At 67.7% G+C, this 13145-nt stretch carries 11 protein-coding genes and 1 pseudogene; 4 read left to right on the top strand and 8 right to left on the bottom strand.

Annotated elements, in window-relative coordinates; genetic code table 11:
* Positions 1–94 precede the first annotated feature (94 nt).
* Positions 95–1525 (top strand): MFS transporter, encoded by a 1431-nt coding sequence (locus tag MB1_RS00275; RefSeq protein ID WP_066902564.1) that lies wholly within the window; start codon positions 95–97, stop codon positions 1523–1525.
* A 25-nt stretch (positions 1526–1550) separates the two neighbouring features.
* On the opposite strand, the gene MB1_RS00270 is transcribed toward MB1_RS00275, so the two are convergent.
* The 3 genes and pseudogenes from MB1_RS00270 to MB1_RS26390 form a co-directional block, all read right to left on the bottom strand.
* Positions 1551–3095, bottom strand: coding sequence for an alpha/beta hydrolase (locus MB1_RS00270; RefSeq protein ID WP_066902562.1), 1545 nt, complete (start codon positions 3093–3095; stop codon positions 1551–1553).
* Between the two features lie 177 nt (positions 3096–3272).
* The gene (locus MB1_RS27015; protein ID WP_439646915.1) at positions 3273–3437 is read right to left on the bottom strand and encodes an alpha/beta hydrolase; all 165 of its coding nucleotides are present in this window, start codon (positions 3435–3437) and stop codon (positions 3273–3275) included.
* A gap of 283 nt (positions 3438–3720) precedes the next feature.
* Positions 3721–4260, bottom strand: a pseudogene (locus MB1_RS26390) (alpha/beta fold hydrolase); the annotation flags it as partial.
* A 406-nt stretch (positions 4261–4666) separates the two neighbouring features.
* On the opposite strand from MB1_RS26390, the gene MB1_RS00260 reads away from it, so the two are divergent.
* Together MB1_RS00260 and pcaD are read left to right on the top strand one after the other, a co-directional pair.
* A complete protein-coding gene (locus tag MB1_RS00260; protein WP_245649998.1) occupies positions 4667–5275 on the top strand; it encodes a TetR/AcrR family transcriptional regulator in 609 nt (202 codons plus the stop codon).
* 796 nt (positions 5276–6071) lie between these two features.
* Complete coding sequence (gene pcaD / locus MB1_RS00255; protein ID WP_066902558.1) at positions 6072–6842, top strand: 3-oxoadipate enol-lactonase; 771 nt, start codon at positions 6072–6074, stop codon at positions 6840–6842.
* Between the two features lie 62 nt (positions 6843–6904).
* On the opposite strand, the gene catA is transcribed toward pcaD, so the two are convergent.
* Genes catA through MB1_RS00240 form a run of 3 tightly spaced genes read right to left on the bottom strand, consistent with a single transcriptional unit; the run spans position 6905 to position 9226 of the window.
* Positions 6905–7780, bottom strand: coding sequence for a catechol 1,2-dioxygenase (gene catA, locus MB1_RS00250; RefSeq protein ID WP_066902556.1), 876 nt, complete (start codon positions 7778–7780; stop codon positions 6905–6907).
* Positions 7781–7832: 52 nt separating this feature from the next.
* On the bottom strand, positions 7833–8117 hold the full coding sequence (gene catC / locus MB1_RS00245; RefSeq protein ID WP_066902554.1) for a muconolactone Delta-isomerase: 285 nt from the start codon (positions 8115–8117) through the stop codon (positions 7833–7835).
* A gap of 2 nt (positions 8118–8119) precedes the next feature.
* Positions 8120–9226: a mandelate racemase/muconate lactonizing enzyme family protein gene (locus MB1_RS00240; protein ID WP_066902552.1), complete on the bottom strand. Its 1107-nt coding sequence runs from the start codon at positions 9224–9226 to the stop codon at positions 8120–8122.
* Between the two features lie 190 nt (positions 9227–9416).
* Between MB1_RS00240 and MB1_RS00235 the strand changes: the two genes are divergently transcribed.
* A complete protein-coding gene (locus tag MB1_RS00235) occupies positions 9417–10376 on the top strand; it encodes a LysR substrate-binding domain-containing protein (protein WP_066903374.1) in 960 nt (319 codons plus the stop codon).
* Positions 10377–10381: 5 nt separating this feature from the next.
* Here MB1_RS00235 and MB1_RS00230 read toward each other — a convergent pair whose 3' ends face one another.
* Both MB1_RS00230 and MB1_RS00225 read right to left on the bottom strand, forming a co-directional pair.
* Positions 10382–11146: a hypothetical protein gene (locus MB1_RS00230; RefSeq protein WP_157083825.1), complete on the bottom strand. Its 765-nt coding sequence runs from the start codon at positions 11144–11146 to the stop codon at positions 10382–10384.
* Positions 11147–11175: 29 nt separating this feature from the next.
* Positions 11176–13089, bottom strand: coding sequence for a TPR repeat domain-containing protein (locus MB1_RS00225; protein ID WP_245649954.1), 1914 nt, complete (start codon positions 13087–13089; stop codon positions 11176–11178).
* Positions 13090–13145 lie beyond the last annotated feature (56 nt).

Genomic DNA, 13145 nt, shown 5'->3' with positions numbered 1-13145 from the left:
TTCTGCTCCGCCGCCGGCGTCGGATCCAGGTGGTGGTGATACCCGGATATCTGCACTCCTGGTACCGGGGTGCGGGCCCGCGCACGCTGACCGCATGACCTCAACCTCAGATCGTTCGGCCGTCGGCCCACCATCCGAGACAAGCGAATCCGGACATCCGGTCGCATTGGCCACGCCCGCGCTCCTGTTGCTGCTGATGGGTGCTTTCCTGTCGATGACCGACTTCTTCATCGTCAACGTCGCCCTCGCCGACATCCAATCCTCCCTGCGCGCATCCGCTTCCACCCTCGAACTGGTGATCGCCGGCTATGGCATCACCTACGCCCTGCTGCTGGTGGCGGGCGGCCGACTCGGCGACGCCATCGGACGCCGCAGGGTCTTCCTGATCGGCATGGCCGCGTTCGGCATCGCCTCCCTGCTCTGCGGGCTCGCGCCGACCGCGGGACTGCTGGTCGCGGCTCGCGTCGTACAAGGAGCCGCCGCCGCGATGGTCACCCCGCAGGTCTTGGCGACGATCCAGGCGACATTGACCGGTGCCCCGCGGCTGCGGGCCATCTCCTGGTTCGGGGCCACCGCCGGTCTGGGCGCCATCGTCGGACAGGTCGGCGGCGGATGGCTGGTCTCGGCGAATATCGCGGGCTCCGAGTGGCGGTCGATCTTCCTGGTCAACATTCCGGTTGTCGTGGTCGGCCTGATCCTCGGACGCCGGCTGATCCCGGAGACCCGCTCGCCGAACCCCGCCCGCCACGACGTCGCGGGCACCGTGCTGCTCGGCCTGGGCCTGCTGGCGCTGCTGATCCCCCTGACCGAGGGCGCCGGGTCGTGGTGGGCATGGCTGATCCTCGCGACCGCGCCGATATGGCTGCTGGCCTGTGTGCTGCACGAACGTCGCGTCGAGGCCGCCGGACGGGTGCCGCTGGTGCCGCCGACGCTGATCGCGGTCCGCTCGATGTCGCAGGGCCTGCTGCTGAGCCTGCTGTTCTTCGCCGGCTTCGGCGGCTTCATGTTCACCTTCGCCGTCATGACGCAGCGCGGGCTCGGGCTGAGCGCGATGCGCGCCGGGCTGCTGCTCGCCCCGATGATGGTCGCGTTCCTGACCGCCTCGCTGCTCACCCCGCGCCTGGTGGCCCGGTTCGAACGCCGGCCGCTGATCGCCCTCGGATCCGGAGCGATGGCGATCACCCTGGCGGCGAGCGCATTCGAGGTCTTTCACGGGTGGCCGGAGCCGAGCCTCGTCACCCTTGGGGTGCTGCTGACCCTCGCCGGCTTCGCCCAGGGACTGGTGGCGCCGACGCTGTTCTCCCTCACCCTGTCCGAGGTGCCGCCGTCGCAGGCGGGATTCGGCAGCGGCGTGATGTCGACGACCCAGCAGGTCGCCCTGGCCCTGGGGGTGGCGGTCCTCGGCTACGTGTTCACCACGGTGACAGCCCATTCCGGATCGATGGGAACGGGGTTCGGTGTGGTCGTCGGCGCGCAGGCCCTGCTGTGTCTGACCATCGCCGGGATCGCGGGCCTGGGGCGGTGACACCAACGCAGGGCCTGCCGCCCGGTCAGACCGCTTCGCAGACGACGTCCTGTTCGGGCATCGTGCCGTCGACCAGGAATCGGGTGACCAGTTCCTGCGCACAGGGATTGGTGCCGATGGCGTAGACGCCGTGTCCGCTGCCGTCGACCTCGAGCAGCCGGGCGCGGTCACCGAACGCGTCGTTGAGCAGCTCGCCGCCGCGCAGCGGGGTCACCGGGTCGCGCTGGTTCTGGACGACCAACACATTGGTCGGCCCGTCCCGGTTGATCGGCACCGGGCCCGCGGTGCGCTCGATCGGCCAGTAGGCGCACGGCAGGATATTGGCGGACGCCGCACCGTAGAGCGGGAACTGCTCGCGGTCCTGCTCGACCGTCTGCTGGTAGGTGGCGACATCCGTGGGCCACTCGACGTCGTTGCAGGTCACCGTCAGGAACGCCGACCACGCGTTGTCGAAGGGGCGCAACGCCGCCGGATCCGGAGCGGGACCCGGCACGGCGAGGTCGGGGTTCGGGCTGCGCGCGTCCTGCCACGCATCGGCGAGGTCCGGGTAGAGGTTGACGTGGTACTGCGACGCGAAGGTGCTCAGTCGGAACGTCGCGCCGTCCAGCGGGCCGAGTGGGTCCCGATCGAAGCGGTTGGCCAGCTCGACGTAGGTGGCGCGCACCTCCTCCGGGGTCTGCCCCAGCTGGTACTGATCGTTGCGGTCGGCGGCCCACCGTGCGAAGTCGGGGAAGGTCTCCTCCATGCCCAGCGCGTAGCGGCGCAGGCCGGCCTGATCGAGGTGGGTATCGCCGATATTGCTGTCCAGCACCACGCGGTCGGTGTTATCGGGGAACATCGAGGTATACGCGGCGCCCAGGGCGGTTCCGTAGGAGTAGCCGAGGAAGCTTGCGGTGTCCTCGCCGAGGGCGGCGCGGATGCGGTCGAGGTCGCGGGCGATGTTCGCGGTCGTGATGTGGGGCAGCACCCCGTCGGTGTCGTTTGCCGCGCAGCGCTGCGCGATCTCCTCCACGATCGGCGCCCGCTCGGCCACCGCGGCCCCGTCGACCGCGTACGGGGGGATATTCCCGTTGTAGGCATCGCCGTTGGTGAAGCCGCAGCTGATCGGCGCCGACTGTCCGACGCCGCGGGTGTCGATGCCGATCAGGTCGTAGGCGGCGAGCACCTCCGGCGAAATATCGCGTCCGGCGAGGAAGAGCGGCTGGTCCAAGCCCGAACCGCCCGGCCCGCCCGGGTTGAGCAGCAGCACGCCGCGCCGCTGCGCGGGGTCGGTCGCCGGCAGTCGCGAGATCATCACGTCGATCTGCGTGCCGTCGGGATCGGCATAGTCCAGCGGCACCGTCACGTCGGCGCACTGCAGCCCGGAGGGTGCGGCATCGGCCGGTTCGATGCCCTCGGGGCATGCCGCCCAAAGCAATTCATCCGGATCGGCAGCCGCTGCGGCCGATTCGGTGGTCCTGGACGAGAGAGTGGGTGCGGTCGGATCGGGAGCCTGGGCGCACCCGGCGACGAGGCCGGCCGCCAGCAGCAGGGCCGCCCCGGGGGCCGATCGTGACAATCGGAGTCTCATGAGGGTCCTTCTCGCAGGTGATGTCGGGTGCGACGGTGTCGCCCCGGCAGCGCAGCCCGCTCCCGACGAGGGGATGTCAGCAGACCAATACGCTGTGCTGGTGATACAAACGCCACGGTAGCACACTGTGCTAGCACACTGTGCTGGCCTTGTGTGGGTCTCGTTCGGCGCCGACGGTCAGACGGCCTCGCAGGTGACGTCCTGTTCCGGCATCGTGCCGTCGACCAGGAATGCGGTGACCGTCTCCGCGGCGCAGGGGTTGCCGTCTCGAACGAATCCGCCGTGCCCACTGCCGTCGATCTCCAGCAGGCGGGAACGATCTCCGAACGCGTCGTTGATCATCCGGCCGCCGCTCAGCGGGTGACCGGGTCCCGCTGGTTCTGCACGACAAGCACATTCGTCGGGCCGTCCGCGTCGACCGGGATCGATCCCTCGGCGGGTTCGTGGTGCCAGTAGGCGCAGGGCAGGATGTTCGCGGCCTCCGCGCCGAAGAGTGGGTATCGCTCGCGATCCTCGGCGACCGCCTGCCGATAGTCGGCAATATCCTCGGGCCACTCGACGTATGGTCGCGCCGCTCCGCCGGCCATGCCGCGAAGTCGGGGAACGTCTCCTCCATCCCGAGGCCGTAGCGGCGCAGGCCGGCCCGATCGAGGTGGGTGTCGCCGATATTGCTGTCCAGCACCACGCGGTCGGTGTTATCGGGGAACATCGAGGTATGCGCGGCGCCCAGGGCGGTGCCGTAGGAGTAGCCGAGGTAGCTTGCGGTGTCCTCGCCGGGGGCGGCGCGGATGCGGTCGAGATCGCGCGCCATGTTGCCGGTGGTGATGTGGCGCAGGCGCCCGTCGGTGTCGTTGGCCGCGCACCGGTCGGCGATCTGCTCGACGGCCGTCGCCCGCTCGACCACGGCGGCATCGTCGATCGGATACGGTGGGATATTGCCCTGGTAGGCATCGCCATTGGTGAATCCGCAGGTGATCGGGGCCGAGTGGCCGATACCGCGGGTGTCCATGCCGATCAGGTCGTAGCTGTCGAGCACATCCTGCGACAGCCCCTGCGTGGCGAGGAAGGTGGGCTGGTCCAGGGCGGTTCCACCCGGTCCGCCCGGATTGAGCAGCAGGACGCCGCGTCGCCGGTCCGGATCGGTCGACGGCAGTCGCGAGATCATCGGGTCGATCCGCGTGCCATCGGGATCGGCATAGTCCAGCGGCACCGAAACGGTGGTGCACCGCAGCCCGGACGGTTCGGCGTCGGCGGGTTCTACCCCTTCCGGGCAGGTGGCCCACACCAACTCGGCCGGATCGGCCGCCGGGGCAGCCGATTCCGTCGGCGTCGCTGGTGTCGCAGAGGTGGAACACCCGGCGACGACACCGGCCACCAGGAGCATCGCCGCGACAGGGGTGGCTCGCGGTAGGCGCAGGCCCATGGGTGTCCTCTTCACAGGTGGTGTCGGCGGGTGCGGCGCTCCCTTCGTTGGGAGCGTCGGCTGACCAATACGCTGTGCTGGTGGTACCTTCGCCACGGTAGCACAGTGTGCTAACGCAGGTATGTCGATCCCGGGAGGGGGTGCCGAGGTGGTCGAGAGCGGCACGCAACCCCCGGACACGAGGGCGCGCATCCTGATCGCGGCGTGCGAGATGATCGGCGAAGATCCGGCCTCCTCGCTCAGCGTGCGGGCGGTGGCGGCGCGCGCCGGGGTGAGTATGGGTTCGCTGCGGCATCACTTCCCCACCCAGCGGGCCCTGCACGACGCGGTGATGCAAACGATCTACTCGGTCGTCACCTCGGACGAGGAGATCATCCACGACCGCTCGCTGCCGGCTCGCGACCGTCTCGTCCGGTGCCTGCGACAGATCCTCGCGCCGGAGGTGGGGGAGCCCGCGCGCCGGGCCTGGGTCAAGGTCTTCGACGCGTACATCGTCTCCGAACCGACCGCCGAGGCGCGCCGCACCTACAAGGCGATGACCAACGAGGGCGATCGCCACCTGCGGCACTGGCTCACCGTCCTGGCACAGGAGGGCGCGCTGCGGGACGAGGACATCGACACGCACGTGCACTTCCTCGGCACCGTATGCACCGGGCTCTCGATCGTCCGAGCGCTACCCGCCGACGACTCGATCCTGCACCGGGAGACCGAAACGCTTTATGCGGCAGTAGATGCGGTGCTCCACTCGGCGAAGTGATTCGGCGCCCGGACCGCGACCGCCCTGCTCGAGCCTCAACTGTTGCGGCCTGGCCGGCCGCGGGGTGCTTCCCGGAGGGCAACTACCGGTCGACTAGCCGAGCTTGTCGAGGTGGTCGGCGGTCCGACCGGTTCCGAGCCGGGGCGCCGGGTGAGTGTGCAATCATCCGCGCCACAGAGGTGTCGCGACAATAATTGTCATGGCATAGCTGTGGCGCGAATGATTGCACAGCGCCCAGCCGTCGAGCGGGACAGTCGGGGTGGAGCAAAGTGGGCGACCAGCGCGGGCCACTTGGTCCTGCGGGTTGCGCCCACCGGCCCGTCCGCCGGGGCTGCGTCTCGGAACTCGAGTGCGGTACGCCGCCAACTACTTCGACACACTCCGCCTCGGATGCAATTCAGCGACCACTTATTGGGAGTGGGGCCGCACCCATATCCTTCCCAACTCCGCCGAACCCACCAAAGTGGAACCCAAACTCATGGCGCCGGAAGGTTCCGGGTCCAGCGGTGGGAACGATTGTGCAGATGCCGAACCCGGCATCGCTACCCCGATCGATATGGCTGCGGCAGCCACGAGACCTGCGTGTCGTTTGATAACCCGATCGTCATAATCCCGCCGAGATCGGTATTTCCCTCGAACCGGCGTCCCTACCTACCCTGAACGGCATGGCATCTTCACGCGGGCGGCGCCACGCGCACAACGAGATCGAGCGCGGTGTCCCGATATCGCTGCTTCCCCTTCGCATACGGCCCAGCCGCATGACCGGAGCGATGTATGTGGGCTCGGGGTGCGCCCGATGAGTGCTGTAGAGGTCGCCGCGGTGGTGACCGGCAGAACCGACGGTCCCACGGTTCTGCTGTCGAACTCGCTCGGTTCCGATCGGCGGATGTGGGACGCGCAACTGCCCGACCTCGAGCAGCGATTCCGGGTGATCCGCTACGACACCCGCGGCCACGGGGCGTCGCCGGTCCCCACGGGTACGACGACCATCGACGACCTCGCCGACGACGTGATCGCGCTTCTCGACCGTCTCGGGATCGCCGACTGCCACCTCGTGGGACTCTCGCTCGGCGGAATGACGGCCATGCGGGTGGCGATGCGCAACCCCGAGCGCGTCGACCGACTCGTGCTGCTGTGCACGGCGGCCCAGTTGCCGCCGGCCACCGGATGGACCGACCGAGCGGCGACCGTCCGCGAGCACGGCGCGTCTGCGATCGCCGAGGCCGTCGTCGGACGCTGGTTCACGGCGCCCTACCTCGAGGCCGAGCCCGAGCAACGGCGGCACTTCGAGGAGATGGTCGCCGCCACGTCGCGCGAGGGGTATGCCGCCTGCTGTGAGGCGATCGCCGAACTCGATCTGCGCGAAGGCCTCTCGGCGATCAAGGTGCCGACGCTCGCGATCGTCGGCGCGGATGATCTCGCCACCCCGCCGAGCAGGCTCGAACAGATCGTGGCCGGGGTGGACGGCGCGCGTCTGCTGGTCGTCCCCGAGGCGGCTCACCTGGCCAATGCGCAACAGCCGCAGGTGATTACTCCTGCGATCATCGAACATCTGGAGGCAACGTAGAACGAGCGGTCGGAGCGGCGATCGAGCGACGCCGCTCCGGACCGATCAGTGGTGCGCGGCGATTACACCTCGGGGTCGAGGACGAAGTCGTAGTCGACGCGCAGCCCGTCGCCGGACGGATCATCCTTGGGGTCGAGCAGTAATTCCGGCTTGACCGCCGAGGCGATGTCGTCCTCGTTGTGCGGGTCGCCCGGGAAATAGAGCTGCGTGGTGATCAGCTCGTACCCGGGCGCGCTGACCTTGAGGTGCAGGTGCGCGGGTCGCCAAGCGTGCCAGCCCGCTGCCGCGATGAGCTGACCACAGGCCCCGTCGGTCGGGATCTGATACGGCGCCGGTCGACGGGTGTGAATCTCGTAGCGGCCGTCCGCGTTGGCGATCCAGGTGCCGCGCAGATTCCATTCGGGCAGACCCGGCGCGAACTGTGAGTAGAAGCCGAGGTCGTCGGCATGCCAGAGCTCGATCTTGGCTCCCGCCAAGGCGGTTCCGTCGACGGCGCGGACCTGCCCGGCGAACAGCAGCGGTGTGCCGGGCTCGTCGTCGCGCATCGGGATCGTGCCGTCCCACGCCAGTTCCGGTGACCCGCCGATGTAGTAGGGGCCCTCGATGGTGCCCTTGCTGCCCTTGCGGTGGGAGCTGGCGACCTCCTCGACGGAGTGTTCGAGCCACACGTCGAGGAACAACGGCCACTCGCCGTCCTCGCCGACCTTGATCAGCCAGGTCTTGAGGGCGTTGTACTCCTCGTAGCTGACCTTGTCGTCGAGAATGATGTCGTTGATGCTCTTGACGACCTTGGATGCCAGGTAGTCCACACGGGCGGTATCGATTGCCGCCGTGTGGGTTTCCGCCGTTGACATCCGTTCGCGGAACCGGGCGGAGGCGTTGGCGCCCGACTGCGCGGCCCTGGCTGTGACCTCGGTGCCGAAGCTGGTGTCGGTCATGGGTGGAACTCCTTCGTGAAGGCCCGTGGGCTGACGCTGGGGTGAGGGCCGGTCAGCCCGCAGCGATATCCGATGGGTGGGTGGCCAACGGGGTCACCGAGATGGCCATGTACGGGAAGAGCGGAAGTCCGGAGAGGATCGCGTGCAGTTCGTCGTTGTCCGCGACGTCGAAAATCGAGAAATTGGAGTACTCGCCGACGATCCGCCAGATATGCGGCCAGGTGCCCGCCCGCTGCAACTCCTGCGAATAGGCCTTCTCCCGGGCGAGAGTGTCGGCCCGAACCTCGGGGTCGAGATCGTGGGGGATGGCGACGTCCATCCGGACGTGGAACAGCATGATCAGCTCCGATCGGTGCGGTAGTGGGCGAGCTTGTCGGGATCGATCTCGATGCCGATTCCCGCGTGCGGAGAGGTGTGCAGACGGCCGTCGCGGATTTCGAGCGGCTCGGCCAGCAGGTCGTCGCTCATGTCGAGGAAGTTGGACAGTTCGCCGGCGTTGCGCGACGTCGACGGGAAGGCGGACCCGAACGCGAGGGCGCAGGCGGTGCCGATCTGGCCGTCGATCTGGTTGCCCATCACCACCTCGAGGCCGAGGCCCTCCGCCAGGTGATGTACCCGCCGGGACGTGGTGAACCCGGTGCGGGCGGTCTTGATGCTGACCGCCGTCATCGCGCCGGCCAGGCTTTCGCGGGTGACGTCGGCCGGGGTGGGCACCGACTCGTCGGCGATGAAGGGCACATCCAGTTGGCCGACCAGCCAGCGCCGAGCCAGCACATCGTCCGCGGGGCACAGCTCCTCGGCGAACAGCAGGCCCAGATCGCTCATCTGCTTCATCGCCCGAGCCGATTCGGACGCCGTCCAGCCGCGGTTGCCGTCGACGTAGAGATCGATCTCATCGCCGAACCGCTCGCGCAGGGCCCGGACGACCGCGGTGTCCAGCCCGATCGGACGTCGTCCGACCTTGACCTTGAAGGTGGTGATCCCGTACGTGTCCCGCATCTTTTCGGCCTCGGCCACCATGGTCGCCGGGTCGTCGAAGCCGAGCATGTGGCTCACGCGCATGTGATCGGTGAAGCCGCCCAACAGTTCCGGCACCCGCAGCCCCAAGGTGCGCCCGAGAGCGTCCCAGATGGCCATGTCGATGGCCGACTTCGCGGTCGGATTGCCGATGGTGCGGTTCAGGCGTGCGGTGACCACCTCGCGTTCGAGGAGGGTCAGTCCGACGATCGCGGGGGCGAAGATCTTGTCGATCACCGCGACGATGCCGTCCTGCGTCTCGCCGTAGGTGAACGGACGCGGCGGCGCCTCGGCGACCCCGACCACGCCGTCGCTGGTGACCACCCGGACCAGTACGTGCTCCGCGACGTGCACCTCGCCCGATGCGAATCGCAGCGGCTTGCGATAAGGGATGGCGAAGGGGACCGCCTCGATCGCTGTGATCTTCATGTGTCGTCTCCGGACGGATATCGGCATTGTGATCGGCACCACGTTCTGATCCACGTTAAGGCCGGTATACATACGGAACAAGGACTTGATATCGTTCCATTGATAAGCGGTGTCGATTAAAGACGGTCGGTCACCGGAAGGCGGCGACTGCGGCGTCGGTGATCGAGGCAACGCGAAGGGAGTGGCGGAGATGGAGCTAAGGCACCTGCGCTACTTCGCGGCCGTCGCGCAGACCTGTCACTTCGGACAGGCCGCCGCGCAGCTGCACGTGGCCCAGCCGGCCCTCTCGTACGCGATCCGCCAACTCGAATCCGAACTCGGCGTCTCGCTGTTCACGCGGACCACGCGCCGCGTCTCGCTCACCGTCGCGGGTGAGTACCTGTTCGGTGAGGCGCAGCGGATTCTCGCCGGAGTGGACGACGCCGTCCGCGGGGTGCGGCGCATCGGTGCGGGGCGCAGCGGATTGGTGCGTGTCGGCCTCACCGGCACGGCGTCGTTCTCGCACCTACCGGTGATGGCTCGGGCCCTGCAACGCGAGCTGCCCGGTATCGCCCTGCAGGTCGAGGCGGACATGCTCACACCGGCGCAGTGCGACGGGCTCCGCTCCGGCACCATCGATTTGGGGCTGCTGCGCCCGCCCGCGGTGGGGGAGGATATCGAGGTCCGCACCATCGAACACGAGGCGCTCGCGCTTGTCGTCTCCGCCGATCACCCGCTGGCCGCCCAACCGGTGATGTCGATGGCCGATCTGCGCTCGGAACCCTTTGTCATGTACGGCAATCGCGAATCTGCGGTGAACGAAGCGGTCATGCGCAGCTGTCGAGAGGCGGGGTTCGTCCCGCAGCGTGAGCACGAAGCGCCGGGAACCGCCGTGCTGCTCGCCCTGGTGACCGCCGGCCTCGGTATCGCCGTCGTGCCGTCGTCGGTACGTTCGTTGCCGTTGCAAGGCATGGTGATCCGCGATATTGCCGGCGCCGGCACCATCGATCTGGCCCTGGCCCGCCGCGCGGGCGATGACAACCCGATCGTTGTGGTGGTGACCCGTGTGGTCGAAGCGGCCTTTGCGGCGATGTCGATCGTCGACGATGCGCCGGCCGGGGCCGAACCGCTGTCGTCCAGGGGACCGTCCGAGGTGGATCGGCGCCGGTAACGGGATCAGTTGGTGCTGGGCCAACCGGGGTCCGGGCGCGCTGCGATGGGCGGGTCATCGGAGTAGACGGTTTCCGGTGGCCAGCCGTCGGGTGTGCCGGGGGCTTGGCCGCGGCAGGCTTCGATGTGTTCGGGTGTGCGCTCTGCCAGGGGGATGACTTCTTGGACGGTCCAGGAGCCGAAGACGTCGGCGGCAGGTGCGCGGTTGGGGCCCTTTTGGTTGCCCGGTGGTGACGTGGCGGTTCCGTCCTCATCGGGCCCCCGCCGGTACGTCCAGGCCCACGACATTCCGTTCGGGCGTCCGTGCCCGATGGAGTAGGTGCCCCGGTCGCTCCGACCGGTTTCGGTCTGGGTATTCCCGACAAGGTTGGTATAGCTGCAGTACCACGCTTCGGTAACTCCGTCGGCGCGGTCGGTGATGCTGAGGAGCTTGTAATAGCCAGAGCCAACCCAGACTTCGTTGTCGGCGTCGGTGAATGATGCCGGCGAGTAGATGGCGTCGCGCATGGCGTGAGCGAATCCGGGGTAGCCGCCGTCAAGTGTTCCGTGTTTTTGTGCCAGGGACCATGATTCGATGCTGGCCCGGATGAAGGTGGCGTCCGGAGACATCAGATCGATGCCGTCGGTGGCGATCCACCCGATGGTCATCCATGCGGACTCGGGCACGTCGGGCAGAGCTTCGGCGCCGTTGGGTGGTGCGAAATTCTCGGTAGGCGTGGTCGCGCAGGCTCCGGTTAACAGGAGGGCGGCCGCCGCGACCAGTCGGGCCATTACTCTCCGGTGGGGGCGGTGAAGTACCGTCACTTTTCCTTCTCCCCGTTGAAGAGGCTCTGTTCGAATCCCGTGAAGGGGATGTCGTTCTTTGTCGCCCAGTCCTTGATGCCGGCTCGAAAGTCTTGACGATCCCATCGATCGAGGCCCTCGGGATTGGTCAGAAGCGGACCGAGTGTGGGATCGGTGATGATCTCGGGATGGGATTGGTACAAGCCAACGAGCATGTGTTCGAGGCGTCGCTGTTCGGAGGTCATCTCGTGGTACAGGTCGACAGCGCCCGGATCGCCTCTGACCTCGAGCGGGTTGGGCGTGGGGTTGTTCAAGTACTCGGCAACGGGAGCACCGGCGGAAAACAATGTTCCCGCACCGGGTACGGCGGACAGGACGCTGCCGGACCCGTCGATCGACAGTGACTTTATCTCGTAGATATCGATCTTCTCCCCGAATTCGTTGGCGCGGGAGAGTTCCTGGTGTAGGAAGGCTCCTTCAAGCATCGCGCCCTGCAGCAGGCCGGTCCGTTCACCCCATGCGGTCGCGAACCTGCTGTCGGGGTCCGCGCCGAACTCGTATGCGAATCTATCGGTCATTTCGGCGGCACCGGTGTTGATGATCCTGGCGGCTTCGGGGTCGGAGTTGAGCACCCCGAAGACCTCGCCGAGCCCATCCTCGCGGGTGTACATCGACACGTCGTGTACGCCGGTCCACTCATCGGGCGCCCCGACGAAGGTTCCCAGATAAGGGGTCATCGCGCCGGCCATCGATTGGACGACGCCCGGGTTCAGCTGACCGACCATCTGGTTGTCCGCTCCGGCCGACGTCAGCAGGTTGTGATGGTTGTCGGATAGATAGTGCGCCAGCGATTCTGAGGTGTCGCCGGCTCGCACGGCAGCGGCGATCTGCTGCGGTGATGCGTCCGGCCCGGCGACGGCATCCGCGCCGATCCAGTCGAACATCGCCCTCGCCCCGGCATCCTGGTCTCCCCAGGAATGCGTCAACAGGGCAGTCATCGTCGAGTCCCGGCTGTAGGCGTCGTCGGGCATGGTGTCCGGTAGTCCGATGATCGCGTCGGCAGTGGCAGTCCGGTCGGTCGCGGCGAACTCGAGCATGCTCGAGGCGACTGCTGTTGCGCGGTCATCGACATGCGCGTGTTCAGTATTGAGTACGCCACCGGTATCCGTTGCGCCCACGATGTCAGCGGCGCGCGCGATGATCGCCCGGTCGATGTCGGTGCCCTCTCGAAGTGCCGGATCACCCTGGGCGAGCACATCCACCAGACCGGCGTAGCCATCGACCACCGGTTCACGAACGCCGACCGGGAGCATCGGTGGGAGCCCGGACGCAGACGCGATGGGAACCTCCTCGAGTAGTGAGCGCACCGACTGCGGGAGCGTGTGCAGACCACCACGCGCAGATGACTCACCCGGTGAGTCGATGCTCTGGGTGGTTCCGATCCCGGGGTTGGAGGCGATTTGCAGAGAGTCGGCCACTGCTTGCCGAATGGCGACGGGGTCGGGATGCCCGGCGCCGATGGTCGTCAGGTCCTCGATCGATGCGCTGTCGAGAGCGCCGAGAAAGGACCTCAGATAGTCGAACTGCCCCTGAGGGATATCGACCGGCTGTCCCGCAGCCAACTCAGCGTACTGCTCGGGAGTCAACGTCGTCGCCGCCTGGAGGCGGGCGTACATCTCGGGGTTACCTCTGCCCGAGGCGATTTCGCTCGCGTCGGCAGCCCCGGAGGACCCGCCCACAGCCAGTTCGGTGGGCACGCTGACCCGCAAGTCATCGCACACAGTGGTGACCGTCGCCGCCAGAGCCGAATCCGCACCGTTGAGTACGTCAAGGTGGCTCGCGATGATCACGCGAAGGTTCTCCGCATCATTGCGGGCGGTCTCGTCGGCGGGGTCGTGGGCGGTGACCGACCAATCCGGGCCGATGGTCACCCCGGCCGGCGGCATGGCGACGTGGCGTCGCAACTCGTCGATCGGGCACGCCAGGG

The sequence above is a fragment of the Millisia brevis NBRC 105863 genome, assembly GCF_001552615.1.
Lineage (GTDB): Bacteria > Actinomycetota > Actinomycetes > Mycobacteriales > Mycobacteriaceae > Millisia > Millisia brevis.
Note: the sequence above shows the minus strand (reverse complement) of the source record. Positions and strands in the feature narration are given on the sequence as shown.